Source organism: Polyangium sp. 6x1, from assembly GCF_029946515.1.
Taxonomy (GTDB): Bacteria; Myxococcota_A; Polyangia; order Polyangiales; family Polyangiaceae; genus Polyangium.
The window spans coordinates 40,853-66,720 of sequence record NZ_JARZHH010000033.1 but is presented as its reverse complement, the minus strand read 5'-3'; the positions used below and the strand labels follow the sequence as shown (position 1 = coordinate 66,720).

Annotated in this window: 21 protein-coding genes; 15 read left to right on the top strand and 6 right to left on the bottom strand. The window is 68.4% G+C overall.

Annotation, left to right across the window (positions count from 1 at the left end):
• Positions 1 to 204: 204 nt before the first annotated feature.
• From QHF85_RS27865 to QHF85_RS27855, 3 genes are all read left to right on the top strand, one after another.
• Positions 205 to 1,764, top strand: coding sequence for a serine/threonine-protein kinase (locus QHF85_RS27865; RefSeq protein ID WP_281330371.1), 1,560 nt, complete (start codon positions 205 to 207; stop codon positions 1,762 to 1,764).
• A gap of 24 nt (positions 1,765 to 1,788) precedes the next feature.
• Positions 1,789 to 2,763, top strand: a complete 975-nt coding sequence (locus tag QHF85_RS27860) for a hypothetical protein (protein ID WP_281330370.1) — start codon at positions 1,789 to 1,791, stop codon at positions 2,761 to 2,763.
• Between the two features lie 76 nt (positions 2,764 to 2,839).
• Positions 2,840 to 3,535, top strand: coding sequence for a hypothetical protein (locus QHF85_RS27855; protein ID WP_281330369.1), 696 nt, complete (start codon positions 2,840 to 2,842; stop codon positions 3,533 to 3,535).
• Between the two features lie 9 nt (positions 3,536 to 3,544).
• Here QHF85_RS27855 and QHF85_RS27850 read toward each other — a convergent pair whose 3' ends face one another.
• Positions 3,545 to 6,328 carry a tetratricopeptide repeat protein gene (locus QHF85_RS27850; RefSeq protein WP_281330368.1) on the bottom strand — a complete coding sequence of 928 codons (2,784 nt, stop codon included), beginning with the start codon at positions 6,326 to 6,328 and terminating at the stop codon, positions 3,545 to 3,547.
• A gap of 152 nt (positions 6,329 to 6,480) precedes the next feature.
• Here QHF85_RS27850 and QHF85_RS27845 point away from each other — a divergent pair, with 152 nt between their 5' ends.
• Positions 6,481 to 7,596, top strand: coding sequence for a lysine-2,3-aminomutase-like protein (locus QHF85_RS27845; RefSeq protein WP_348652768.1), 1,116 nt, complete (start codon positions 6,481 to 6,483; stop codon positions 7,594 to 7,596).
• 40 nt (positions 7,597 to 7,636) lie between these two features.
• Here the strand turns inward: QHF85_RS27845 and QHF85_RS27840 are convergent, their stop codons facing one another.
• Positions 7,637 to 8,131 carry a hypothetical protein gene (locus QHF85_RS27840; protein WP_281330366.1) on the bottom strand — a complete coding sequence of 165 codons (495 nt, stop codon included), beginning with the start codon at positions 8,129 to 8,131 and terminating at the stop codon, positions 7,637 to 7,639.
• A 902-nt stretch (positions 8,132 to 9,033) separates the two neighbouring features.
• Here QHF85_RS27840 and QHF85_RS27835 point away from each other — a divergent pair.
• On the top strand, positions 9,034 to 10,386 hold the full coding sequence (locus QHF85_RS27835) for a DUF1254 domain-containing protein (protein WP_281330365.1): 1,353 nt from the start codon (positions 9,034 to 9,036) through the stop codon (positions 10,384 to 10,386).
• A 48-nt stretch (positions 10,387 to 10,434) separates the two neighbouring features.
• Here the strand turns inward: QHF85_RS27835 and QHF85_RS27830 are convergent, their stop codons facing one another.
• Positions 10,435 to 10,935, bottom strand: coding sequence for a DUF488 domain-containing protein (locus QHF85_RS27830; RefSeq protein ID WP_281330364.1), 501 nt, complete (start codon positions 10,933 to 10,935; stop codon positions 10,435 to 10,437).
• Between the two features lie 48 nt (positions 10,936 to 10,983).
• The gene (locus tag QHF85_RS27825) at positions 10,984 to 12,696 is read right to left on the bottom strand and encodes an HAD-IIB family hydrolase (RefSeq protein WP_281330363.1); all 1,713 of its coding nucleotides are present in this window, start codon (positions 12,694 to 12,696) and stop codon (positions 10,984 to 10,986) included.
• Positions 12,697 to 12,740: 44 nt separating this feature from the next.
• Between QHF85_RS27825 and QHF85_RS27820 the strand changes: the two genes are divergently transcribed.
• Both QHF85_RS27820 and QHF85_RS27815 read left to right on the top strand, forming a co-directional pair.
• Complete coding sequence (locus tag QHF85_RS27820) at positions 12,741 to 12,995, top strand: hypothetical protein (protein ID WP_281330362.1); 255 nt, start codon at positions 12,741 to 12,743, stop codon at positions 12,993 to 12,995.
• Entirely contained in the window at positions 12,980 to 13,786 is an 807-nt protein-coding gene (locus tag QHF85_RS27815; protein ID WP_281330361.1) for an SDR family NAD(P)-dependent oxidoreductase, read from the top strand. Before QHF85_RS27820 ends, QHF85_RS27815 begins: the two co-directional genes overlap by 16 nt.
• Before the next feature lie 123 nt (positions 13,787 to 13,909).
• Here the strand turns inward: QHF85_RS27815 and QHF85_RS27810 are convergent, their stop codons facing one another.
• Complete coding sequence (locus QHF85_RS27810; protein WP_281330360.1) at positions 13,910 to 14,644, bottom strand: SMI1/KNR4 family protein; 735 nt, start codon at positions 14,642 to 14,644, stop codon at positions 13,910 to 13,912.
• Positions 14,645 to 14,715: 71 nt separating this feature from the next.
• Entirely contained in the window at positions 14,716 to 15,372 is a 657-nt protein-coding gene (locus QHF85_RS27805) for a glutathione S-transferase family protein (protein ID WP_281330359.1), read from the bottom strand.
• 487 nt (positions 15,373 to 15,859) lie between these two features.
• Here QHF85_RS27805 and QHF85_RS27800 point away from each other — a divergent pair, with 487 nt between their 5' ends.
• From QHF85_RS27800 to QHF85_RS27765, 8 genes are all read left to right on the top strand, one after another.
• Positions 15,860 to 16,870, top strand: a complete 1,011-nt coding sequence (locus QHF85_RS27800; protein WP_281330358.1) for a hypothetical protein — start codon at positions 15,860 to 15,862, stop codon at positions 16,868 to 16,870.
• An 85-nt stretch (positions 16,871 to 16,955) separates the two neighbouring features.
• Positions 16,956 to 19,082, top strand: coding sequence for a protein kinase (locus tag QHF85_RS27795; RefSeq protein ID WP_281330357.1), 2,127 nt, complete (start codon positions 16,956 to 16,958; stop codon positions 19,080 to 19,082).
• Between the two features lie 50 nt (positions 19,083 to 19,132).
• Entirely contained in the window at positions 19,133 to 19,807 is a 675-nt protein-coding gene (locus tag QHF85_RS27790; RefSeq protein ID WP_281330356.1) for a DUF2490 domain-containing protein, read from the top strand.
• A 129-nt stretch (positions 19,808 to 19,936) separates the two neighbouring features.
• Positions 19,937 to 21,088, top strand: a complete 1,152-nt coding sequence (locus QHF85_RS27785; protein ID WP_281330355.1) for a zinc-dependent alcohol dehydrogenase — start codon at positions 19,937 to 19,939, stop codon at positions 21,086 to 21,088.
• Positions 21,089 to 21,109: 21 nt separating this feature from the next.
• Positions 21,110 to 21,460 (top strand): hypothetical protein, encoded by a 351-nt coding sequence (locus QHF85_RS27780; protein ID WP_281330354.1) that lies wholly within the window; start codon positions 21,110 to 21,112, stop codon positions 21,458 to 21,460.
• A 64-nt stretch (positions 21,461 to 21,524) separates the two neighbouring features.
• Positions 21,525 to 24,602, top strand: coding sequence for a serine/threonine-protein kinase (locus QHF85_RS27775; RefSeq protein WP_281330353.1), 3,078 nt, complete (start codon positions 21,525 to 21,527; stop codon positions 24,600 to 24,602).
• Positions 24,603 to 24,615: 13 nt separating this feature from the next.
• Positions 24,616 to 25,227: a hypothetical protein gene (locus tag QHF85_RS27770; protein WP_281330352.1), complete on the top strand. Its 612-nt coding sequence runs from the start codon at positions 24,616 to 24,618 to the stop codon at positions 25,225 to 25,227.
• Between the two features lie 60 nt (positions 25,228 to 25,287).
• Entirely contained in the window at positions 25,288 to 25,866 is a 579-nt protein-coding gene (locus QHF85_RS27765; RefSeq protein ID WP_281330351.1) for a hypothetical protein, read from the top strand.
• The last annotated feature ends 2 nt before the right edge of the window (positions 25,867 to 25,868 follow it).

Genomic DNA, 25,868 nt, shown 5'->3' with positions numbered 1-25,868 from the left:
CCGCGATCTCGCCTCGCCCGGTTTTGCAGAGACTTGCAAAGCTACAGGGGTGGGACACATTACGGCCCGACCGGCGGGGCCATGGGGGCGAAACGTCCGCGACGCTGATTCAGCCGCGGGCGCAGGGCCTGCCGTGCGCGCGCCGCCGCGCGCCCTCGGGGGGGCGTGGGCCATATACCTTTCTTCATTTGATTGGAAGGCACCATGTCGCAGCAGGAGGCATCGAACATCGTTTCGGTGGGGGACGTCCTCGCCGGGAAATACCGCGTAGAGAAGGTGCTCGGGATGGGCGGAATGGGCGTCGTCGTCGCCGCCACGCACCTCGATCTACGCGAGGTCCGCGCCGTGAAGCTCATGCGTCCCGAGGCGGCGAGCGAGCAATCCGTCGAGCGCTTCCTGCGCGAGGCGCGCGCCGTCGTCCGCCTGCGCAGCGAGCACGTCGCCGAGGTGTACGACGTCGGCCGCCTCGACACCGGCGCGCCCTACATCGTCATGGAAATGCTCGAAGGGCAGGACCTCGCCGTCATGCAAAAGCGGCGCGGCGCCTTCCCCATCGAGGAGGCCGTCCTGTACGTCTCGCAGGCCTGCCACGCGCTCGCCGAGGCCCACGCGGCCGGGATCGTCCACCGCGATCTGAAGCCCGGAAACCTCTTTCTCACGCGCCGCAAGGACGGATCGCCCTGCATCAAGGTCCTCGATTTCGGGATTTCCAAGCACACGAGACCCGAGAGCGACGACCCGGAGATGACCGGTGCGCGCGACCTCATGGGTTCACCACTTTACATGGCGCCCGAGCAAATGCGCTCGGCGAGCAAGGTTTGCGCGCGGGCCGACGTCTGGGCCCTCGGCGCCATTCTCTACAAGCTGCTCACGGGGCGCGCGCCGTTCCAGGCCGCCACGGTCCCCGAGATCTTCGCCGCCGTCCTCGCCAAACCCGTCAAGCTGCCCTCGGCGATCCGGCCCGACGTTCCGCGCGGCCTCGACAACGTCGTGATGCGTTGCCTGGACAAACAGCCGACGCGCCGGTATGCCTCGGCCACCGATCTGCTCATCGCGCTGCGGCCGTTCGGCCCCTGGGGCATGACGCTCGAGGAGGACGGGGAAGCGACGAGCATCTCCATTCCCGCGCGCCGAAGCAGCATTCCTCCCGGTCGGCTCCGGCTTTTGACGCCAAGAGAAACGCTCGATTCGTCGCCCACGGCGCCGCCGGGCTCGAAGCCCCCGTCGGGGCCCGCGCGCATCTCGAGCCGCCCGTCGCTCGTCGTGGTCGAGCCGCAGGAGCCCGCCGCCGAGACGACAGGAAAAGACGAACGGAGCATGGGCCCCTGGGAGGGTCCTTCGTCGAAGCCCCCCTCGCGGCCGGTGCGCGTCGCGCTCGTCGCGGGCCTGACCGCGCTCTCGGCGCTCGCCGGCGCTGGGGTCGCGGCGATCGGCGTGCAATGGCCCGGCCTCACCGGCGTGCCACAACGAACCCAGGAGACGCGGGCCCTCGGCGTCCACGTGCCCTTCACGACCACGCGGGTCGCGCTCCCCGAACCCGCGGCGCAGCCGCCCGCGCCCGTCGCCACGGTGACGCCCGTGGCGGACGAATTGGACTTCGTCATCGAGCCCGCGGAGGTCGTCGCCCCGGCGTCCTCCGCGTCCGCCGGTCCGGGCGGCGCGACCGCGCGAAAGAAGCCCGCGCCGACGCCCTCGCCGACGAGCCCTACCAAACCCGCGCAGGCGGGGAGCAAGAGCTACGACCCCTTCACGGGTCGCCATTGACAACGTGATCGAAGGAGCTTCGACATGAGGTCCGGGAAGCATAGAGGAGCCGCGCTGCTGGCGGCCATCGTCCTCTCCACCACGATGACGGCCGCCCGCGCCGAGGAGCCCACGTCCGCGCGCGGCCTCGGCCCGGTCGAGCGCGCCGAGGTGCTCTTCGCGCGGGCGATGGAGCTCACCGCCGAGGGGCACGAAATGGAGGCCTGCCCCATGCTGGAGGAGAGCCTCCGGCTCGACGCGGCCATGGGCACGCGGTACAGGCTCGCGGAATGTTATGAAAAGACGAACCGACGTGAGGCCGCCTATCGGCTCTACACGGAGGTCGCGATCGAGGCGCGGCGCGCCGGCATGACCGATCGCGAAAGCCGCGCGCGGCTGCGCAGCGAGGCGCTGTCGGCGCTGCTCGCGCGGGTCGTCGTCTGGGTGCCGAAGGAGGTCGCGGAGACGCCCGCGCTCGAGGTGATGCTCGACGGCAAGCCGCTCGATCGCGCGGCCTGGACCGGCGATCCGCTGCCGGTCGATGTCGGCGAGCACGTGCTCGAAGCCGTGGCGCCCGGGCGAAAGCCCTATCGTCGCGTCGTGCCCGTGGGCGACATCTCCGTGCCCATCGAGCTCAGCGTGCCCGCGCTGCGCGACGAGAACGAAGCGTCGCCCCCCGCGCCCCCTGGAGAGGCCACGATTCCCTCGGCCGTCGCGCGCGCGGAGACCTCGGCGCCGAGCGGTCGCACCACGGTCGCGCTCGTGCTCGGGCTCGGCGGCGCCGGCGCGTTCCTCGCGGGCGCGGGCATCGCCGGGGCGGCGATGGCGACGGGCGGGTTGTCCGAGGGGACACGCGCCACGTCCGCGGTCGGCATCGGGCTCGGCGGCGCGAGCCTCGTGGCAGCGGGCGTCCTTTGGTTCGTCACGCCTCCGGCGAAGCGCAAGAGCGGCGCGGCGATGTCCCTCGTGCCGACCGTCGGCGCCGAAGGCGGTGGTTTTTCTCTCCTCGGACGATTCTGAGGCGCTCGTCCTTCCCCCGCGCCGAGACCGTTTGCTACCCTCCGTCGGGAACGAAGGAATCACGGAGGGATTTGTCATGCGAAACCTGACCCTGCCCGATCTGCGCGCGGGCCTTCTGGACCTGTTCCATCACCGCGACGAGGCGCTGAAGGCCACGCAGACGGGCAAGCTTTATGGCCCGATCCTGGCCGCCAAGCGCAAGGCGATCGAGCACCACGAGGACGCGGCCGGCAGGCCCGTCGGGGATCTGACCGAGGCCGACGCGCATCACGACGGGCTCGGCGCGGCGATCTGGCATTACACCGAGGCCGTCCTGTCGCATCCGTTCGTGTCCGACGAGCAGCGCGCGTCCGCGCGTCGCATTCGCGAGGCGTTCATCCGCGACCTCGGCGTGCTCAGCGACAGCTACGCGGAGGAGGCGGCCGCGGCGAAGCAGAACCGGCCGAAGCTCGCGGAGCTCGAGGCCGACCTCCGCGCCGCGCCGACGCCCGACGGAAAGACGCTCTACGACTGGGCGAGCGCGTTCGTGGATCACGGCGACAAACTCGCGCAGCTCCTCTCGGGGCGCGGGCAGGCGACGGGGTTCGAGTATTTCCGGCAGCAGACGGCGCTCCGCGTGACCACGCTCGGCCTGCTCGGTCGTTTCCGCGCGGCGCTGCGCGACGAGCTCGTCGAGCACCCGCACCTGCCGCGCGACCTCGACGAGCGTATTTTTGGTGGGTTCGACGAGCTCTCGCAGAAGCGCGCCGACGCGAAGGAAAAGCGCTCGTAGCGGGACGATTCAGCCCTTCGGTGCGACGAGCTTGGCGAGGTCGCGCGCCTGCTTGGCGTATTCGGCTTTGCCGAGCTTGTCGTAGCCCTTGGCGAGGTCCTCGTAGATCTGGACCATCTCGGGCGGCTCGGGCTTCGTGAGGATCGCGCTGTTCAGCTCGAAGACCGCCGAGATCTGTCGGCCCGTGCGCGCGAGGGCCTTGGCGTAGAGGCGGTGGACCTTGGCGTTCGAAACGTCGACGTAGATCGCGCTCTCGCCCACCTTGACGGCCTCCTCCCAGAGGCCGCGCTCGACGAGCAGCTCGAGCAGGCGCACCCACACGCGGCGGTCGTGCTGATCGAGCAGCGAGAGCCGCCGCAAGGCGTCGAGCTGCCCGGCGATGTCCTTTTGATCCTTCGCGAGGTCGTAGAGGCCCTGGAGCGGCTCGGCCTGCGAGGGGTCGAACTTGAACGCGGCCTCGAAGCACGTCTTCATGCGCGCCTTGTCCTTGCGCATCTCCGCGAGGTCGGCGGCCTTCATGCGCAGGACGTAGCCGTCGTGGCCGTTCGCCACCATCTTGTCGAGGATACGCGCCGCGTCGTCGAGCTTCTTTTCGCCCATGGCGAGCCGCAGGCGCACGAAGTTCGCGTCGGGCTGCTTCGGATCGAGCGCGAGCGCCTCGTCGAGCACCGCGAGCGCCTCCGGCTTCTGCCCGTCCGAGAAAAGCGCGAGCGCGAGCTCCACGAGCTTCTTCGGGTTTTTCGGGTCGGTCCGCAGCGCCTTGCGCGCCTCGTCGAGCGGAGGCGCGTGCAGGTCCGGCACGTATTGCTTCTCGTAACGCGAGAGGCGCTTCTTCAGCCATTCGCGGAACTGCCGGTCGACCTCGTCGTGCGAGACGCCGAGCGCGCCCTTGATGACGTCCGGCGTGCGCTCGCCTTTGCCCCAGCGCGGCAGCATGGCCGCGACCTTGTCGAATCCATATTTGTCGGCCATGAACACGACGAGCTGGCTCGCCGCGAAATACGCCATGGTCACGTCCTCCACGGAGTCGACGTGGGTGAAGGCGCGGTTGAACCCGTCGAGCGGCGGAATGCGCCCGCCCTTCAGCGCGGCGAAGAGCGCGGGGTCCTCCTCGCGCTGCCATTCGGGGCGGCGAATGATGGTCTCGTATTCGCTGAGGCCCTCGGTGAACCAGCGCGGGACGTGGCTCTTCGAATACTGGATCGCGAAGACGTGGCCGAGCTCGTGCCAGACCACGTTGCCCCAGTTGAACGGGCCCGCGCCGGGCGAGAGCGCCGCGAGGGATTGGCCGAAGCAAACGCCCTGGATGCCGACGTTCGGCAGGCCGCTCGTGCGGATGCTGAAATGCTCCGCGTCGGCATAAAGCTCGATCGAGACGGGCATCTTCGGCGTGAAGCCATACCGCTTCACCATCGAATCCCACGCCTCGTCGAGCATGCGCGGCACGTAGCGCTCGAGGACGGCTTTCTCGTCCTTGTGGTACCGGATGCGGAAGCGCGTGCCGTTCGTCGCGACGTACTCCCCGGGGATCGTCTTCTCGAACAGGTTCAGCGTGTTGTAGGCGCGGACGTTGAACCGATCCTTCTTCCACGATTTGCGGAGCGCATCGAGGCCGCCGTCGTCGTCGCCGAGGCGGATCTTGTTCAAGCCGAGCGTCGCGTAGGCCTTCATGTCCTGGGCGTCGACCTGCGTGGCCTCGTCCATCATGCGGACGATGTCCTCGTAGCGGTGCTCCCACTCGGCGTACTCCGCGACGATCTGGAAGAACGCGGAGTACTCGGGGCAGAGCGAGAGGACTTGCTTCTTCGTGGCCTCGTAGCCTTGGAGATCGTCGGCGAGGAAGCGCGTCGCCGCCTTCATCGAGAGCAGCTCGAGGTTCGTTGCGTCGACCTCGAGCCCGCGCTTGACGGCCGCGTCGGCCGCCGCGATGTCCATCGTGCGCAGCGCGAGGCCGGCGCGGATCACGTACGCGGAGGTGAGGTTCGGGTTCACCTCGAGCGCCTGCTTGATCTCGCTCTCGGCCGCCTCGAAGTCCATGGCGTTCTCGAGCTTGACGCGCGCCATGGCGACGTGGACGCGCGGATCCTTCGGCGCGAGCTTCTGCGCGGCCTTGACGGACTCGCCCGCCTCGCCGGGGTTGTACTTGTCGAGGAAGAGCTCGGCGCGCCAGAGGAGCGTCTCGACGCGCGTCTTCGCGCCCGCCTTCTCGGCCTCGTTGTACGCCTGGTTCGCGTCGTGCGCCGAGCGCAGGAGGTGCGCCGCGCGGCCGACGAGCGAGAGGCCCTCGGCGTCGCGATCGTTGATCGTGTCGTCGTTGTACGCCTCGACGAGCCTGCGCAGCGGCACGCTCGCCGCGCCGCGTTTTCCGGCGCGGATCAAGAGCTCGCCGAGGACGAGCCGCGCCCGGTGCGCCGTGTCCTCGTCCGCGACGTCCTTCACGGCGTCGATCGCGTCGCTCACCTTCCCTTGCGACGCGAGCGCCTCGGCGAGGATCGGAGCGGCCTGGATCTTCGTGTCTTTGCCGAGCGCAGCGGCGCTCTTCGCCGTCTTGGCGGCGTCGGTGTAGCGGCCTTGCAAGAGCTCGAGGCGCGCCTTTTCGAGGAGGGCCTGGGCGCGCTCGGGCCCGGACTTGACGGCGTCGAGCTCCTTCTCCGCGGCGGCGTAGTCGCCCTTTTGCGCGAGGATCGCGGCGCGCCCGAGGACCTTGCCGGACGATTCGTCCGCGAAGGATCCGGCGGGAGCGAGCAGGGTGGCGGCGAAGAGGGCAGCGAGGAAAGGGCGGTTCGTGCGCATGTTCGTCGGGCCGGAAAGGGAGGTTCTTTCTTACGACGCGGGCCGGCCCCTTTCCAGGGCTGACAGAGAGCCAGCAGACGAGCGGGGGCGCGAGGGCTCGACGTCGCTGGCTTTTGGACCGAAAGAACACTAGGAGGAGCGGCGCCGTGGGTGTGAGGGCATGCGAAACGGAGCGCGCGCGAGAGCGCGAAGGCGCGCAAGAGGACACGCGCCGGACGTCGCGACGCGTCAGCGAGCTCGTCGAGCAGGGTCTCGTGGATCGCGGGGAGATGGAGGCGCTCGAGCGTGTCGCGGACCGCTTCAGCGTGGCCATCACGCCCGACCTCGTGGACCTCGTGACGCCCGGAGATCCGAACGACCCGATCGCGAAGCAGTTCCTGCCGAGCAAGCGCGAGCTCCGGATCCTGCCGGAAGAACGGGTGGATCCGATCGGCGACGATCCGCACACGCCGGTCAAGGGGATCACGCACCGCTACCCGGACAGGTTGCTCTTGAAGCCGGTCCACGTCTGCCCCGCGTACTGCCGCTTCTGCTTCCGGCGCGAAAAGGTCGGTCCGGGCAGCGAGGTCTTGTCGCGCGAGGAGCTCGCGGCGGCGATCGAGTACGTCCGCGCGCACGAAGAAGTGTGGGAGGTGATCCTGAGCGGGGGCGATCCGCTGATCCTGCCGCCCCGCAAGCTCGCCGAGATCACGTCCGCGCTCGCGGCGATCGAACACGTGCGGGTTCTCCGCGTGCACACGCGCGTGCCGGTGATGGAGCCCGGGCGCGTCGACGAGGCGATGCTCGCGGCGCTGCGCGTGCCGGGGCTGACGACGTACGTCGTTTTGCACACCAACCATCCGCGCGAGCTCGGTCCGAAGGCGCGCGAGGCGTGCGCGCGGATCGTGGACGCGGGGCTCCCGATGCTGTCGCAGACGGTGCTGCTGCGTGGGGTGAACGCGGACGCCGAGACGTTGAAGGCGCTCTTCCGGGAGCTCGTCGTTTTACGGGTCAAACCCTATTACCTGCACCACGGCGACCTGGCGGTGGGGACGGGGCATTTCCGGACGAGCATCGCGGAGGGGCAATCGATCATGCGCGAGCTCCGGCAGACATTGTCGGGGATCGCGCAGCCGTCGTACGTGCTGGATATCCCGGGCGGCTACGGGAAGGTGCCGATCGGGCCGGGGTATCTCGGGGCGGAGGGGGAAGACGGGCGGCGGACCGTGGAAGATCCGTGGGGGCGGAGGCATGTGTATCCGCCGGGGAGCGGGAAGACGGGGGATTGAAGAGGGGGTTCGTCAGGCGGGGCGTTTCAAGGCGGGCGCGTCATGCCTCGCTCGGGGCCTCGTCTGCGTTCTGCTGGTTCTTGCGGCGGGTGGCGACGCCCTTGTCCGCGTATTGCGTCCGGTACTGGATCGCGGACTCGAAGGTCGCGAGCAGGGCGGGCTTGTTCTCGTCCTTCGCGGTATCGAGGACGGTCTTGGCGAGCCTGCTGATCAACCCCTCGAGCTTATCCTCGTAGTAGGCCTCGCTCTCCCGAAGGACCTCGGCGAGTTTGTCAGCCTCGGGGCGCTGGGCGCGGATCTGCTCCAGGGTCTGCGCCGCCTCGACGATCTCGGCATAACAATCCGGGTGGATGCGCGCCGCATTGCCGTGCTCGGGCATCGCGGCGGCGAGGTCGGCGAGGACGCCGGCGCACCCTGGCTTCGAGCGCTTGAGCCTCGAAAGCTCGCCTTGCTTGACGTCGACGAGCTTGTGCTTGAACGGCATCGCGTCGACGACACCCTTGCCCGTATACTTTCCGATCGCGTTCTCCGACATGATCATCCTCCTTGTGCAGGGGAGTGGGCCCTGTGTGCGCGTTCGACGAAGCGCGGGGATTCATCATCCGCCTGGAGCACATTTTTAGCGCGTTGGTAGACCGTGAACGAGGTGCCGAGAGGTCCAAGGCATGCTCGTCGGGCTTGTCGGCAACGAGGAGGGGCCTTGTCGACATGCTCGTTGCGGTCGTCGGCAAGGGCTGGGGGCTCCGTCGACATGCTCGCCGCGCTTGCCGGCAACGGCTGGAGTCACTGTCGACATGCTCGCCCGCGCTTGTCGGCAACGGCTGGGGTCCTTGTCGACATGCTCGCCCGCGCTTGTCGGCAACGGCTGGAGTCACTGTCGACATGCTCGCCCGCGCTTGTCGGCAACGGCGGGGGTCCTTGTCGACATGCTCGCGATGGTTGCCGGCAACGGCTGGGGTCCTTGTCGACATGCTCGCCGCGCTTGTCGGCAACGGCTGGGGTCCTTGTCGACATGCTCGCGATGGTTGCCGGCAACGGCCGGGGGCTCCGTCGACACAGATCGTGGAGGTCTTCGACGCGCCGTCGATGAGCTCGCAGCCGAGCGAGCTCCCCGTCGCCAGGGGCCCCGTGACCATTCGCCTGTCCAGAAAACGCAGCGAGCTGTCCATGAAACGCAAGATAGGCAGGCGGACGCAGTCTTCGCGGTTGCATTCTCGCCTGAAGCGATGGAGGATGACGGCGGATTGACGCTCCGCGAGCGATCTCGGCAGAATCGCCGCGATCGCTCACGGGGGGGGTGCGTCGCGTCCTTCGCGATGGAGGCATTCCGCAGCAGCGAAGCGCGGAGCGCGACGGAACCTGGCCCCAGGAGAGCGGTTTCCTATCCGCGAATGGAACGTCGAGCGCTGCGCGCTCGACGAAAAGGAGCCCATGGCGATGAACGCTGATTTGAACTTCGAGACGGCATACGAGATCGGCTGCGAGGGATATACATATCTCTATCCCCTCGTGTTGATGGACGTGACGCGCCGGAAGATGACGAACGTCAAGGAGATCGACCTCGCCACCTGGCGAGCCCCGGCCAACGTGTTCATGAACAATCCGCGCTTCCCGGGGGTGGCAGACCGCACCGTGGTGCGACCCAACTTCGACACGCTCTATTCGAGCGCGTGGCTCGATCTCGTGCGCGAGCCCATGGTCATCAAGGTCCCTGCGTCCGGTGGACGCTACTACCTCTTGCCCATGCTCGACATGTGGACGGACGTCGTCGCCTGCCCCGGCCCCCGCACGACGGGGACAGCGGCCCAAACGCTCGTCATCGTCGGCCCGGGGTGGAAGGGGACGATCAACCCGGCCCTGAACCTGCAACGGATCGACGCGTCGACGCCGTATGTCTGGATCATCGGACGAACGCAGTGCAACGGTGAATCCGACTATGCCAGCGTGCACGAGTTCCAGAATGGCCTCCAGATCATCCCTCTCTCCGCCTACGAGGCCGGGCAGCCGCCGCCGCCGCCCCAGGGGTCCGACGGCGATGACATCAGCCTCGAAGAGCCGATGGACGTCGTGGAGAAGATGACGCCCGAGGAGTTCTACGCCTATGGCGCGGACCTGATGCGCCAGAATCCGGCGCACTTCAATGACTACCCCATTCTCGCGCGCCTGGCGCGGGCGGGCTTCGTGCCGGGCCAGCCGTTCGACCTGAACGCAGCCCCGGCGGGGGTGCAAGACGCCTTCAAGAAAGCAGCCCCCGACGCCCTCGCCCGGATGAAGGAGAAGCAGTTCTCCATCACGCCGCTGACGAATGGCTGGGTCTACCCGAACGAGCTGATGGGGACCTACGGGACGAGCTACCTCCGCCGCGCGATCATTGCCTTGATCGGCCTCGGCGCCAATCTCCCGGAGGACGCGATCTACCCGACCGCCTACGTGGATTCCACGAGCGCCGCGCTGGACAGCGCCGTGAATTACACGCTGCGCTTCGAGGCCGACAAACTGCCCCCCGTGAACGCCTTCTGGTCCGTGACGATGTACGACGAGCAGGGATACCAGGTCCCGAACCCCATCGACCGCTTCTCGCTGGGCACGCGAAACGACCTGGCCAAGGGCCCCGATGGCTCCGTGACGCTGTACGTCCAGCGCTCCATGGACGAGACCGATACGAGGCGGTCGAATTGGCTGCCGGCACCCCAGCAGGGCGCGTTCAACCTCACCATGCGGCTGTACTCGCCAAAGCAGGCGGCGGTCAATGCCGATTGGCACCCGCCCGCGGTCTCGCGAGCGACGTGACCCTCGACAGCCGGGCGCGACAAGCGATCCGCCGGGCTCGTCGACTGGCTAGAGACGGGTCGACGCCTTGCGCGAAGTGGGGGAGGCGCCGGGCGACGTCGACCTCACACCAAGCCCCGACCGAACGCGGCCTGCCTTGACGGTCCCGCGGAGCCTCCGAGCAATCACGCCGTGGAGGACGACCGCCTGGTTGTGGTGCTCGTCCTTGGCCCCGAAAACGAGCGTCACCGTCCCCCGCTTTGCCCGCTCCACGAGCTCGTCCACGAGCCCCGCAGCCGGCTGCTGGCGGAGCTCCGCGCGGTAACGCACCGCAAACTCCTCCCATCGGGCCTCCTCGTGACCGAACCAGCGCCGGAGCTCGGCGCTCGGCCCGATTTCCTTCATCCAGGCGTCAATCACAAGCGCATCCTTGCGCACACCCCGCGGCCATAGCCGGTCCACGAGCACCCGGTACCCATCGGAGGCTTCAGGTTCCTCGTATGCCCGCTTGAGCCGGACCGTATCGCCGCCGCCTCGTGCCTGCCGTGTACCGCTCCGTGGACCCGTCATGACCAAAACCTTCCGCGACGAAACAGAACGAAACAACCCTTTGCACTTCTACGGCCTGGCAGGCAGCGTATAGCGTGTCGTGATGGCTTCGGAGATCAACGCGCGGCTCTGCCGGGGCGTGAGATCCGTGCGCGCGGAGATCTCCTCGGCCGTCGCTGCCAAGGCTGGGTCCTTCACCGCATTGGCGAACCAGCGCGTGTAATCGCCCTGCGCGAGGTGATAGAGCCACGTCTCGTCGTCGACCCCGTTTGCGATCTCGACGAATACGGCCAGGTTACGGGCACGAAGGTTCAGCCGACCGTCCGGGCCCCGGAAATAAAAGCTCTTCTCGCGAAGGTTGCCCTCGGCGTACTTGCGAAGGTGCCTCAGGTGCTCCCCCCGCCCCGGCGCCGGCGTCACCCAGCGCGGCTGGTGACCCGCGCCGCGATTCCATACGAGCACGTCCCCGGGACGCGGAGGCTCGGTCACCCGAGGCGGTGGAACTCCGATCGCCACGCTGAAGGCCACGAGCTCCGGTTCGGGCAAGGGTCCGACCGAGATCACGACGTCGATACGCTCGAGGATCGGGACGGCAATCTCGTCGGCATGGAGCGTGACGAGGACGAGCTCGCCCACCTCCTGCGGAAACGTGAGGGATACGGGTCCCCAAGCGGACGGCCAGACATGGTGCGCCTCGTCGATCAGGATCCAGTGGGGTCGACCCGTCCGCGCACGCATCGATTGCAGCCGGGGGAAGAGCTGCTCGAGGAACGCCGGCCTGTCGCCGAGCTCGATGGCAAGGAGATTGACCGATACGTCCGTGTCAGGGTTGTCGAGCACGCGCAAAATTTCGTCGATGCTCGGTGGACGACGAAGGTCCCCGAGCTCGATCGCGTCTTCGAATCGAGAATAGTCACCCTCGGGATCGATGGCGATGAACTGGTACGATTGCTCCGCCAGCCGTTCGAGCAGCGCCATTGCGAATGTCGTCTTGCCGCTGCCGGACGGGCCCACCACGAGGACGTTGCCTCCGTACGGAGGGATGAGCAGCGGCTCGCCGTCGCCCGTCGTACCGAGGAGCGCGTGCCGGCGCGTCAGGCGGGGCTCGACGTGGCGCAGGTCGTCGTCGATGAGCTTGTCGATGAGCTCGACGACCCCCCGCCCATTTTCGCCTTTCGTCACGAGGTCCGCGCGCTCCCGGAGCGATGAAACGGCGTCGGCCGGCGTCGCGGAGCACTCGCAAAGCGCGAGGAATGCGTGATCGTTCTCGGCATTGCCAATGCCTACGACCTCGTGCGGCGACATTCCGAGCTCTTGCAAGGCGACCCGGAGACCGCTGCCTTTGCCGACCTCCGCAGGGAGCACCATCAATGCGTCCTCGTTATACACCATCCGTAATTCGAGACCACTCCGTCGAATCACGTCGAGCACCGCACGATCCTGCGAGGCATCTGTCGCCACGATGGCACGACCCACAGAGAGAGGAGCCACTCCCGCTTCGCGAAGTCTATCGACGAACCACGGCGGGGGCGCTTCCGCGAGGGCGCGTTCCTCGCGTCCGATGGGACGATAAAGGACCGCGCCGTTCTCGGCGACGATGCGATCGAAGAGCTCGGGGCGAGGGAGGACGGTCAACAAGTCGCCGAGCACGCGTCCGGTCACGAGTATCACCTTCCGGCCGGTCGCGCGCAGGCGCTCCAGCGCTTCGAAACCCTCGTCGGTGACCGCGCCGTGCTTGGCGAGCGTGCCGTCATAGTCGCAGGTGAGCGCGAGGTATCGCATGCGCGCACTCTTGCGCGGCACCGGAGGACGTCAATCGGTGGGGCATGGCCACGCAGCGGGAGTGGAAGCGGGCGTCAGGCGAGCGCGAGCGTCTTCAGGTGCTCCCGGGCGAGGTGCAGGCGGCCTTCCTGCTCGGCTTCGACGAGATCGACTCCTTCACGCGGGCGTTCCGCGCCTGGGAGGGGACGACCCGAGACATTGGCGTGATTCGATTCATTTGTGGCGCGATCGGGTTTGCGGGCGGGCGCTTTGCGCACGATGCTTGGCGCATAGGGAGGACATCATGGACCTGCACCTGAAAGACAAGCGCGCGCTCGTCACCGGATCGACCTCGGGCATCGGCGCGGAGGTGGCGCGATTTTTGGCACGCGAGGGCGTCGCGGTCGTCGTGCACGGTCGCAATGCCGAACGCGCAGCGGCCGTCGCGAACGAGATCACCACGGCGGGAGGGCGCGCCGCCGTTGCCATCGGTGACCTGTCGACCGCCGAGGGGCAAAGCCGCGTCATCGACGCCGCCGAGCGCGCCTTTGGCGGCATCGACATCCTGGTCAACAACGCGGGCGGCTCGACGAACATGGCCCACGCGTCGTGGTTCGACGCGCCGTTCGAGGAATGGCTCGACGAATACAAGAGCAACACGCTCCCTGCCGTGCGGCTCGTGCAGGCGTTCGTGCCGGGAATGCGGGAGCGGCGGTGGGGCCGCGTCATTCAGATCTCGTCGCGCAACGCGATCTCACCTCATGCGCAGCTCGGTCCGTACGGCGCATCGAAGGCGGCGTTGAACAACTTCACGCTGAGCTTGTCGAAGGCCCTGGCCGGCACCGGCGTGACGTCGAACGGCATCATGCCCGGGCTCATCGAGACGCCCGCGCTCGACGGGTGGTTCCGCGAGGTCGCCGCCAAGCAAGGCTCGGCCGATCCCGCCGAAGGACGCGCGTGGGTATTGAAGAACATGGTGCATCAAACGGTAGGTCGTCTCGGCACGCCGGCCGATATCGCTGCGGCCGTATGTTTCCTCGCGAGTCCGCTGACGGACTTCATGACGGGCACGACCTTTCGCATCGATGGAGGGGCCACGCCCACGGTGTGACGACGAGGGGCCCGGACCGTCGGTCAGCAACGGCTTGTTGGGCGGTATGTTCGTCTTCTCGTAGCGCAGGACCTCGCATGCCGACAGCGTGGCCCATCGTCTTGTTCGGCGGCGAGCGCGACTTCATTCGACAAACTCCCCCCAGAAAGGAATGCGCTTCGCTGCCTTCCATTCCGCTTCGGTCACGCTTCCAGCACCGCGCGGATGGGGCACTTCGAGCAAATCGGCCAACTCGGCCAGGAGCAGGGTCCGCACATCCCGGGCGTAGATGATGATGTCTGACTGGTAGACGGAGAGCACAAGATATCCACGCGGGGTGTCTGCCTCTACCAAGTAACGGTGCCCCACCACGGGAACGAGGCAAGGCGCCCGGCCGAGCACATCGGCAAGTCTATGCCGAGCCTCCGCTTCGTCCGAAGGATGCGGGCCCCATGCATCGCGCCACAGACTGTTGTTCAGGACATCAAACACCAAGCCTTCGAGCGGCCACTCGATCGCGTCCGCGATCTGTTCGTCATCCGCGAGCCAGTTGAAGAACGATGGTGCCTCGTCCTCGACGAGGGTTTCGTCCGCGAAACCGGCATGGAACATGTGGCGATCCGGCGCGTGCAGGCTTCGCAGGAAGGTCCGGTAGTCCCCAGGAAAGTGCAGACCATACTTCCGCTCGGCAGCGGCGATCTGAGCGTCCGTGAGCCCGCCCAGCCAGCGGGTCCCTGGCCACCACGCACAGCCGCCAACGCGGGCGCGCTTGAAGGTCTCCAGCGACGGCTGAGGCCACGCCGCCCACGCGCGCTCGCTACGGACGCGAACCCATTCCAAGAACGGATCGAGATCAACTGGCGGAGTAGATGTCTTCATCACGCGTGTCCCATCCGCCCAACTCCAGGTGTACCGGCCCCGCGCGATCTTGCTCTGCCCCCAGGCCGGTCTCAATCAGCCGGTCGGTGGCTTGCCCTGTAAGCCGCCAATTGAGCGTCGAAAGCCCGCTCGTAGGCGGGCCGCGCTTCGCCGCGGGCGACATAGGCGACCAGGTTCGGAAATTCGTTCAGAAGGCCCGAGGGTTTCAGCCTGAGCAGCACCGACACCATCATCAGATCGCCCACGCTGAATGCACCGTCGAGCCATTCGGCATCGCCCAGGCGAGCGGAAAGTTGTTTCAGCCGGTTGCGGACGCGATCCTCGACCAGAGGCAGACGTTCCTCGAACCAGCTCTTGTCGCTCTCCAGGAGTCTGGCGTTTGCGAGCTCGAGGATCGGCGGCTCCACCGTGTTGAGCGCGGCGAACATCCAAGTGATCGCGCGCGCCCGCGCGTTGGCATCGTCCGGCAGCAGGCCCGCATGGCGATGGGCAATATGGAAGACGATCGCGCCCGTCTCGAACAGGGCGAGATCGCCTTCCTCATACGTCGGAATCTGGCCGAAAGGATGAAGCGCCAGATGCGCGGGTTCCTTCATCGCGCGAAACGAAACAAAGCGAACCTCGTAAGGCAGGCCCACTTCTTCAAGCGCCCAGCGAACCCGCGTATCACGCGCCAGTCCCCTGCCGCCATCGGGTGACCGCTCAAAGGCGGTGATGGTAATGGTCATCGTGAAGCTCCTCCTTGGCCGTCCGCTGCAATTTGTCGTCGAGCGGCGCTGCCGTCCCATGGCGGGTCGTCATCACCCCACTCCCGTGCGCGCCGCAGCCAGCGCGCCTTCATCCGCGACCGCGAGGAGACGCCCCACGAACGTGGCTCGCTGACCGGACCTCCCGTCACCACCCAGGCCCACAAAGTACGGATCTCACAACTCGTCCGGATCTACAACCGGATTCCAGACCCCTCCGCGCACACACCGCATCGCGCAGCCGCTCGAGTTCTTCCGGGACCGGCGCCCCTTCCAGCGGTTCGCATGTCCAGCAAGCACTGTGCCCTGTTCTTCGAGACGGACGAGCGCCGGGAGGATCATGCGCACGTTTGCGTTCGCATTTGCGCTCCCGCTTCCGCCTCCGCATTGGACAATTCCCCGATCCCCCGCGCTTTACTTCTTCGTTCCACCCACCTAGCCTTCATACGCAAGAGAAAGGTTCGGCGGCGTGATGACGGAGAAGCGCGAGGCGTGGGCGGCGATGATCGGCGCAATCGTCGTGCTCGCGGCTGCGCTCGTTCTGATCCACGAGCACCCTTACCGCAGGATGGAAGAGGCCCCGATGAGCATCCCGGCCCATGCCTGGATCGAGGGGTTTTCCGACACGTGTCTGGAGACCGTCACCGTGGACATCGGCGTTCAGGGTTCGTACACGTCGCGGCCCTTCATCGACCCCTGGCACGGCCCCTCGTTGGTGATCGGCACGCTGGACCACTCTTTCTCCGACCCTTTCTTCGCCGCGGAGTTCTCCGTCCCGGAGCTCTGCTCGACCGAGGCGTCCGAACCCACGCACGTGCGTATCGTTTGTCTCAGCAAAGAGGGAAAGCCCGAGACGATCGATCTGCGTGTCACGCCGGACGGGAAGGATCTGGCCATCGCCACCAACGGTCACGAATGGAAAGGGTCCGAGGGCGGCGGCCGGAAAACCAAATGCCTGGAGCTGAAGACGGACATCCCCAAGCGTGATCTCGCCCCGCTTCAGCGGGCATTCCTCGATGACAGCCCGTCCGAGCGTTGCAGCAAAACCAAGGCGCCCCGGCGGAAGGTGCCGGCCGTGGTCCAGCGCGTCCTGCTGCCCAAGGACGATGAAAGGGCCGGCGCGGACTACCTCCGCCTGCAGACCGATTGGTTGCCCCACAGGCTTTGCCGCGACACCACGAAGGTAAGAATCGTCCTACCGCCCACCGTCGGCCCCTCCGTGGATCTGGGCGTCTTCGCCGATCAGTGCGAGCGCTGCAGCGGCGGGCTCCTGGACGAGCCGAACGGCGTCTCGTTCCGGTGCCATGGCCATTGGAGCGCATCGGCCTTGCTCGTCTACCAGCTCGGAGACCATCTCTACATCGCGGAGGAAAACCACATCCGCCGTGTGCCCCTCCCTTGCGGCGTCGAGCTCGATTTTCGGATCGACGAATTCGTCGGTCTGCTCGGAATCGATCCGCCCGCCTCGAAGAAGAAATGAGCCCGTCCGGACGAGCGCGTGCGAAGACGTCCCCCTTCCCCGCTCTTTACCTCGCCGCCTCACCCGCCTACCATCGCCCCCGAGCATGCCGCTCCTGCGCTCCCAAGACGTCGATCTCCGCGACCTCGCGCGCGGCGCGCCCCCGCTCTCGGACGCGTGGGGCAGCCCCACGGGTGCGCGCCTCGCCAGGCTGCTCGGCGTGGGCGGCATGTCGAGCGTGTTCCTCGCCGAGGTCGATCCGGCCAAGCGTTCGAGCGCGCTCTCGCCGCTCTGTCCGTCCCGCATCGCCGTGAAGGTCATGAAGCCGGCCATGGTGTCGGACCTCATGCAAGAGGGGATCTTCGCCGGTCAGCTCGCGCAGCGCGAGGCCACGGCGCTGAGCCGCATCATGGACCGCACGCCGCCCACCGAGTTCGTCGTGGGCTTCTACGGCATGGGCGAGTCGCCCGTCGACGTGCGCGGGCGGACCGTGAAGCTGCCGTGGCTCGCCCTCGAATACGTCGACGGCGGGCCCGATGGATCGTCGCTCGGCGATCGCATCACGCGCGCGCCCGACGGATGTGATCCGATCCGCGCCCTGCGCCTCTGCCGCGGCATCGTGGAGGGCGTGCTCGCGCTGCACGACGAGGGGATCATCCACCGCGATCTCAAGCCCGACAACGTGCTCATCGTCGGGCCCGTCGGCGACGAGACGCCGAAGATCGCCGACTGCGGCATCGCGCGCGTCGCCGACGCGACCTACACGATCGCCGCGCTGACGCGCGAGTACGCAGGCACCGAGCAGTGGCTCTCGCGCCCCGGCGAGAAGAACCCGCTCATCGGCCCGTGGACCGACGTGCACGCGCTCGCCGCCGTCGTGTGGTTCGTCCTCGGAGGCGAGCACTGGTGCCGCGGGCCCTGGGACAACGGCTTTCTCGTGACGGGCGAGCGCCGTTCGCTCGTGACCGCGCCGCGCTTGCACCCGGGCTTCGCCGCCGATCGCGCGGCGCTCACCGAGCTCGATCGCGTGCTCGGCAAAGGCGCCTCGCCCGCGTTGCCCGAGCCCTTGCGAAACGAGGAGTCCGCGCGCGCGCTCGCCCCGCGTGAGGCGCCCTCGCGCTTCGATTCCGCGCGCGCGTTCGCCGACGCGCTCTTGCCGCTGCTCGAAGCGGCGGCCGCGCGCTGGAAGGCCCGCGCCGCGCGCGAGGACCGCGCGACGACCGCGTTCCGCACGACGCAAGCGCTCGCGACGCCCGTCGTGACGCTGGAGCCGACCGCGGAGATCGTCGAGCTTCAGCCCGTCGAGATCAAAGGCGTGATGCTGCCGCCGCTCCGGCCCGGCAACGTCGCGTTTCAGCCCGACGGTCGCGCGCTCGCGCGCTTCGGCGGGCGGCTGATGTACCTCTGGGGTCCGCGCGCGATGCCCATCCCCGTCGGGCCCAAGGACGCGCCGATCGTCGCCGCGACGACGTTCGTCGTGCGGGGTCCTCACGCGGGCTTCGCGCTCGTCGGCCCCTCGCACGTGCGCCTCGTGCGGCCCGGTCAGATCGTGCCGCTCGTGTTGCCGCCTCGCGAGAGCCCGATCGAGGCCGCGCTCGGGGACGGGCAGACGTTCGCCGTCGTCACGGCCGCCGTGGAGGGCGACGAGGACAGCTTGCCCGAGCTCTGGATGTGGAACGACGAGGGGTGGTCCGCGCCCGTCGCGCTGCCGCTCTCGGGCCACGTGATCGCGCTCTCCTCGGGTCCGTACGGCATGCTCGTCGTGGGCGCGAACGCGAAGGGCACGCGCGGGCGCGCGCTGTTCGCGAGCTACGACGGGCAGACGACGGTGTACGCGACGGGCGTGCAGGACAAACCCGCGCTGTTCGCGGCGCTCTGCAGCGGCGAGCGGCTCTCGTGGGCCGCGGGCGAGGGTTTTGTCCTTGGCCTGGATCGCGGCGCGGTGATCCCCGAGGAGGTCGAGGCCAAGGATCGGCCGGTGGCGATGGCGCTCGATCCGGTGGGCCTGCCGTGGCTCGTGACGTTGTCCTCGGTGATGCGGAGGCAAGCGGGCTCGACGTCGCCGGCGTGGCGGACGTACTACGAAAAGGACGCGGGGGCGCCGCCGCTCGTCGGCATCACGTTCACGCACGAGGGGGTGCGCGTCATGGACGCGCGTGGTGGCGGAGCGAACCTCGTGCCGCGCGACATCGGGAGCTGGCAAAGCACGTCCGCGGTGCTCGATCGGGGTTAGGTGCGCCCGATCGCTTGACCACCAACGAATCCTGTGGCTCGACTGCGGGCATGAAGCGCGCCCTCGCCGTCCCCACCGCCCTCCTCGCGCTCAGCCTCGCGTCCGAGGCGCATGCCGATTATGAAGTCTGGCTCTGGGCGGAGAACCGCGTCCCGATCGTCCGGGCGGACAAGCCGACGTTCCCCCGCATCGATCTGCGCGTCTACGCCGAGTCGCGGCTGAACGGCCGAAGCGGCGGCCTGCACCAGTCGTTCCTCCGGGCGGGCCCCCTGTTTTACCTGAGCGATTTTCTGTTCGTCGGGGTGCACGGGACGATCTACGCCGATCGTCTGGCGACGGGCGCGTTCGCCCAGGAGGCGCGCTTCGAGTTCGAGCCGAACTTTTTCGGGCGGATCGGCGATTTCACGTGGAACGACCGCAACCGCTTCGAGGCCCGGTTCCGCGAGACGGAGACGCGGTATCGGTATCGCAATCAGCTCCGGATCAACTACGCGCCGAAGGGCGCGAAATGGCTCCCGTTCGTCTGGGACGAGGTGCTCGTGGACCTCTCGGGGCTCGGCATGAACCAGAACCGAGCGCTGATCGGCCTCGCGCGCATGCTCTCGCCCCAGACGCGCCTCGACGCAGGCTTCATGCTCCGAAGCCGGGAGGATGCTTCGGGGTGGACCCACGATCGGGTCTTTTTCATGTCGCTCTTCTTCGACGTGCCGCCGCCGGCGAAGTGACGCGGCGCCGGGGCTCAGCGCGCGCTCGGGCCGCATTTCCAGGCTGACGCGATTCTCGTCGAAATCGCGCTCGTCCACGGGCGGCCGGACTGCCTCTTGCATTCGTGAGCCTCGGGAGGGGGTTCACGCATGCTGGCACTCACGTACCATGGACCCAGGCGGGTCCGCGTCGAGGAAAGTCCCGAGCCGCAAATCGAACATCCGAACGACATCGTCCTCGGGGTGACGCGCGCGACGATCTGCGGCTCTGACCTGCACCTGTACAACGGCTACGTGCCCGATACACGCGTCGGCACGATCTTCGGCCACGAGTTCACGGGCATCGTCCACGAGGTCGGGCCCTCGGTGCAAAGCCTGAAACGCGGCGATCGCGTCGTCGTGCCGTTCAACATCGCCTGCGGCACCTGCTTCTTTTGCCAGCGCCAGCGGACCTCGCTCTGCGAGAACACGAATCCGCTGACGAAGGTCGTGGGCGGCGTGTTCGGATATTCCCACACGACCGGCGGATACCAGGGCGGACAGGCGGAGCTCGTGCGCGTCCCGTTCGCCGACGTCGGCCCGATGAAGATCCCGGACGATCTCTCCGAAGAGGATGTGCTGTTTCTCTCGGATATCCTCCCCACCGCATACCAGGCGGCGGAGATGGGCGACATCACGCCCGAGGACACCGTGGCCGTCTTCGGCTGCGGCCCCGTCGGGCTCTTCACGCAGCGGTGCGCATGGATTCAGGGCGCGCGCAGGGTCATCGCCATCGATTCCGTCTGGGACCGCCTCGCGTTCGCGCGGAAATACAACAAGGCGGAGACCATCGATTTCAAGGAGCATCCCGACGTCGTCTCGCGGCTCCTGGAAATGACGGACGGTCGAGGCCCGGACGTGTGCATCGAGGCGGTCGGCCTCGAAGCGAAAGGGTCGCTTTTGCACGGCGTCCTGGGCAAAACCCTCCGCGTCCAGGCCGGATCGCCCGTGGCGCTGAACTGGTCGATCCAGTCGGTGCGGCGCGGCGGCCGGGTCTCGATCATCGGCGTCTACGGGCCGCCGTGGAACCTCGTGGACGTGGGCACGGCGATGAACAAGGGCCTGACGATCAAGACGGGGCAATGCGACGTCAAGCGCTACATGCCCCGCCTCGTCGAGCACATCCGAGCGGGGCGCATCGACCCGAAGGCGCTCATCACCCATCGCGTCCCGCTGGAGGAGACCGCCGAGATGTATCGCCTCTTCAATGCCCGCACGGACGGGATCCTCAAGGTGGCGCTCATTCCGCCAGGAGCCAAGTGATTTTCCAGAAGGGAGCCGGACATGCATACGAAGGAACATCGACAAAAAGACCTGCCGTTCTGGGGCGCCGATCTCAGCCTGGAGGACCGGCCCGGCTTGCCGCGCGAGACGTCGCCGCGCCCGATCGGCCGCGCACACTGGACCAGGCCCGAGCAGCAGCCGCTCGAAGACGCGCCCCGGACGCGGCCAGAGATGGCGGCGACGCGGACGACGCCCGTCTTCAGCACCGCGCTGCCGCCGCGCGGGCTCTCCGGCAAGCTGCGCCTCATTGCGTATGGCATTCCCGACCATCGCGTGAGCCACTGGATGCTCTGCATCGCCGCCGATCGGGTCGACGTCCTGGAGGACCTCTTCCGTCGCTCGCGCGCGTAGTTCGATCCCGCGTCGGCTCCATTTGACACGCCCCCCTGGCCTTGGGGACAATGTCCTCCCTGGCATGTCGAGCGCCCTGCCCGAAGCTGTCCGTCGGCTGACCGATCTCCCCGATGCCGCGCGACGCATCGGGGCGTTCTGGCTCGTCCGGCAGCTCGGTCGAGGAGGCTTCGCGCCCGTTTGGCTGGCCGAGGAGACCGCAGGCACGACGAAGCTCCGGCTCTCGGCCGTGAAGCTCTTTGCGCTCGACGCGGGCGGCGAAGCCGGCAGACAAGCGATCATCGACGAGGCCGCGCGGCTCTGCCGCGTCGAGCACCCGAACGTCGTGCGCTTCTACCAGCTGCCCGTCGACGAGGCGCGCGGCGTGATCGGGCTCGCGATGGAGTACGTCGCGGGCGAGTCGCTCGGCGAACGGCTGCGCGACAAGCAAACGCTCTCGGTGCGCGAGACGATCGACGCCGGCATCGCGATCGCCTCCGCGCTCGTCGCGGTCCACGGCGCCGGGCTCGTGCACCGCGACATCTCGCCCGCGAACGTGGTCGTCGACGTCGCCCTGCTCGGGACGCCCGCGGCGTACAAGCTCATCGATTTCGGCATCTCCGCGGCGTCGCCCACGAACACGCCGGGACAAACCATTCCCTCGATGCGATCGAAGATCCCGAGCACACCCGGCACGCCGGGCGACCGCCCGAGCGATCGGGGATTTCGCTCGCCGCTCGAAGCGATCGGGGGCAAACGCGGGTTCGTCGATCCTGTCTGCTGGCGTGACCTCTCGCCCGCGACGAGCGCGAGTGACCTCTATGCGCTCGGCGCGGTGCTCTTCGTGTGCCTCGTCGGTCGGACGCCCGCGGCGGGCCGGGGCTCGCTCGACGAGGAGGTCCTTCACGGGCGAAAGAAGCCGCCGCGCGTCGCCGAGCTGGTGTCGGAGATCCCGGCCTCGCTCGGCGATCTCGTGGACGCGCTGCTCGCCGCCGAGCCGGAAGAGCGGCCTCGATCGGCCGAGATCGTGGCGATCGAGCTCGAACGCATTCGCAGCGCGCTCGTCGGTCGGAGGCGCGCGCTGCCGCCGGAGGAGGACGGGCCGTTTCGCGGGCTCGAGCGCTTCGAGAGGGAGCATCGCGACGTGTTCTTCGGCCGCCGGGTCGAGGTCGCGGCGGCGCTCGAGGTCTTGCGCACGCGCGGGCTCGCGGCGCTGCTCGGCCCGAGCGGGAGCGGCAAATCGAGCCTCGCGCGCGCCGGCATCCTGCCCGCGATCGCCGACGGCGCGCTCGGCGGACCGCGGCAATGGGAGACCGTGCTGATCTCGCCGGGCACCGATCCGCGGCAGGTCCTCACGACGGCGCTCTTTCACATGGGCATCGATCCGCGGCGATCGCCCGAGGAGGCGGCCGCGCGGGTCGAGGCGTGGCTCTCGCAGGGCAAGCGCGGGCTCGTGCTGCTCGTCGATCAGCTCGAAGAGATCGCCACGCTCGCGCAGGGCCCCGGCGGCAAGAGCCAGACGTGGACGCTCGATCTGCTCGCGCGGCTCGGCGAGCGGCCCTGGCCGGGCCTGCGCGTCGTGGTGACGGCGCGGCGCGACCTGCTCGATCCGATCCTCGCGCACGAGCAGGTGGGCCGCGTGATCACGCGCGGCGCGGTGCTCGTCTCGCCGCTCGGATCGGCCGCGTGGGGCGAGGTCATCGACGCGGCGTTCGAGAGCTACGGCTACACGTTCGAGGATCCGCGGCTGCGCAAGGAGCTGCTCGAAGCGCTGGAGACGACGGCCGGATCGATGCCGCTCGTCGAGTTCGCGCTGCGCGAGCTCTGGCGCAGCCGCGATCGCGCGAACAGGCTCGTCACGCGTTCGTCGCTCCGCGCGATCGAGTTCTCCGGGGCGCTCTCGCGGCACGCGAACGAGACCTTGGATCGCGCGGTGAAGGAGGCGGGCACCGAGCGCGTGGTGCAGCGCGTCCTGCTCTCGCTCACGACGCCCGCGGGGGCGCGCATGACGCGGCCGATCGGCGATCTCGTGCGCGAGATCGGCCCCGAGGCGCGCGCGGTCGTGCAGATCTTCTCGGAGGCGCGGCTCGTCCTGCGCGAGACGGAGCGCCGCAAGGACGGCGAGGTCGAGCTCGTGACGCTCGCGCACGAGGCGCTGCTCGTGCACTGGGGCAGGCTCCGGGACTGGGTCGCGAGCGAGCGCGAGGAGCGGCTCGTCATCGAGGATTTCGAGGACGCTGCGCGGGTTTGGGAGGAAAAACCCGACCCCGAGCTGCTCTGGCGCAGGCGGCGCCTGCTCCTGCTCGAAGAGATCCTGCGGGTGCGGCAGATCCGCCTCGAAGGCGCTCCGAAACGGTTTTACGCGGCCAGCGTCTCGGCGGCGCAGCGGAGCCGCATCATCGTGGGCGTCGTGGGTATCCTCGCCGGCGCCATCGCGCTCGGGGCGGGGACGGTGTACGTCGACCTCGAGGCCAAGCGCGCGCAGGCCGAGGCGGACACGGCGCTGGCGCAAGCGGATCGGGCGCTCGCGCTCGCGCGCGAGGCGAAGGCGCAGGCCGACCGGGAGCGGGCCATCTCGGGGCAAAAGGAGGCCGAGAAGAGCGCGGCCGAGGCGAAGGCGGCGCTCACGGCGCTGAAGCTCGTGCAGGGCTCGCTCGCGCTCCAGGCGAAGGCGTCGCCTTCGGCGCAGAAGGAGCCCACGGCGCTCGATTCGAGCGTCGTGCGCCAGCTCGACGAGTACATCGTCAAGCAGGAGCGCGACAACGCGAAGCTGCCCGAGCCGCTCGAAGACCTCCTCCGCGAGACCGAGAACATCCCGCCGCCCGTGGTCGAGCCCGGGCTCACGGGGCCGGTGACGGCATTGCCGCAGGCGCGCGGCGGGCCCGTGGCGCGGTCGGTGGTGCTCGGCGAGGCGTACTCGAAGCTCTCGCAAGCGAAGGTGGTCGCGGCCTCGTGCAAGCGCGAGGACGAGGAGCAGCCGAAGGGCAACGGCAAGGTCGCGCTCGTCCTCGATCCGAACGGCACGGTCTCGGCGGTCTCGCTCGACGAGCGATTCGTGGGGACGAAGGTCGGGGCGTGCGTGGACCGGGCGTTCCGGCAGGTGAACGTGCAGCCGTTCGAGGGAAAGGCGCTCACCGTGATATGGTCGTTCGCCATTCCGTGATACGCTCGAAGGCATGAACCTTCGATTTGGCTTCGTGTCCATCGCGATCGTTGCCGTAGGGGTCGCGGCTTGTGGGCTCGGCAGTTACCAGCCGCCGTCGGGGAACGGGGGCGAAGGGGGTGAAGGCGCGAGCAGCGGGGGCACCGGCGGCCGCGGCGGCGACAGTGGCGGGGTGGCCACTGCGAGCGGCGTCGGCAGCGGTGGAAATGGCGGAACCGGCGGCAGCGGCGGCAGCGCGGCCACCGGGGGCGGCACGGGCGGCAATGGCGGATCCGGGGGGAATATGTCGGTGTGTGATGGCCCCAAGGAGGGCTGCACGCAGTACTGCGAAGCGGAGGTCGTCGTCGAGCCGACCTGCCACGACTCGAAATGGGTTTGCCCCATGGGTACGATCGAGCGCTCGGTCTGCAAAGGCGCAGGCGGATGCTGTTCGGACGTGCCGCGGTCACCCTGTCCGATCGGGACGAGGTGCATCAATGACCGCTGCAAGGAGAAGCTGGCGTCCCCGAACTGCTTCGTCGACGACGATTGCCCCGCCGCGACGCCGCATTGCATCGGGGCCCAGGTTTGCCCGTGCGGCGCGGATTGCGTCATGCCGGACAAGCCGGGGGTGTGCCTCCCGTGACTCGCGTCGCACCCGTCTCACGGGATGGGATCGCGCACGGCTCCGTGATACAATCGGGGCATGATGTATCGACTTGGCTTCGTTTCGATCGCGATCGTGTCCTTGGGGCTCACTGCGTGCGCGCTCGGGAGTTATCAGCCGCCCTCGGGGAACGGGGGCGAAGGGGGTGAAAACACGGGGGAAGGCGGCAGCGGCGGCAAGGGCGGCGGCAGCGCCAGCAGCAGCAGCGTGGGCAGCGGCGGCACGGGCGGACAAGGGGGCGGCAGCAGCGGCAGCACGGCCAGCAGCGGCGGCACGGGCGGAGCCCCCCCCATCATGTGCAACGGCGAGGAGCCGAAATGCGCGATCTCCTGTCAAGCCACGGCGAGCGGGGAGCCGATCTGCACGTCCTCAGGGTGGAAATGTCCTCCGGGCACGGTCGATCTGGCGACGTGCCCGGGCCTGAACGGCTGTTGCGAGAAGACCTTGGATTGCCCGCTCACGTTCACGTGCGTCGCGACCCGCTGCAAGCCGAAGCCGCTCGACCCGGGAAAGTGCTGGTCCGACCTGGATTGCGTGCAGGGCGTTTGCGAAGGCGCGAGCATCTGCCCGTGCAACGTGGCCTGCTTCGGCGAGGACATGGAGGGGACGTGCAAGTGACG